The sequence below is a fragment of the Paenirhizobium naphthalenivorans genome, from assembly GCF_007992095.1.
Lineage (GTDB): Bacteria > Pseudomonadota > Alphaproteobacteria > Rhizobiales > Rhizobiaceae > Allorhizobium > Allorhizobium naphthalenivorans.
Genome location: NZ_BJZP01000135.1, coordinates 1 through 625, shown reverse-complemented (window position 1 = coordinate 625; position 625 = coordinate 1). Strand labels below are relative to the sequence as shown.

Below are 625 nucleotides of genomic sequence, written 5' to 3'. Positions count from 1 at the left end.
TGTAAGACCGCAAGGCTCAAACCGTGACGGCTGCACAACTATATCGCTTCCGGCGTGAATCAGATGAGCGTCGGCCTCGCAATAGCCCAGCTCAACAGCCATTCGGCCCGGAAAACAAGCTGCGGTTGCGACCAGGGCTTCCTCGATCGACCTCTCGCCCCGGCCCAGAACGATGAGCTTGCCGCCACGCGAAACGATTTCGCCCGAGACCTCGACAAGGATGTCGATCCCTTTCTGCCAGGTCAGCCTGCTGATGGCCGCAAAGACTGGCCCGTCATCGGTATCCAGTTTGAAGCGCTTCAGAAGCGGCATTCGGTTCGCGAACTTGCTACCGATATCATGCACTCCGTAATTGACGGGCAAATGGTGATCAGTCTCAGGATTCCAAATGTCCTGATCAATTCCGTTGACGACGCCTCGAAGGCTGCCGACACGCTTTCTCAGGACGCCTTGAAGCCCCATTCCGTACTTTGGCGTCAGGACTTCCCGGGCGTAGGTGGGGCTGACGGTGGTGATAGCATCCGCTGTCATCAAGCCGCCTTTCAGATAGCTGAGGTCGCCGTAATATTCGAGGCAATCGATGGTGTATGCATTCGGAGACAAGCCGAGGGAACCCAGTAAATAT

At 56.5% G+C, this 625-nt stretch carries 1 protein-coding gene; it reads right to left on the bottom strand.

Features of this window, described 5'->3' with window-relative positions:
* The coding region (locus tag RNA01_RS23555) for a glycogen/starch synthase (protein ID WP_174824580.1) at nucleotides 1–625 on the bottom strand (625 nt) is incomplete at both ends.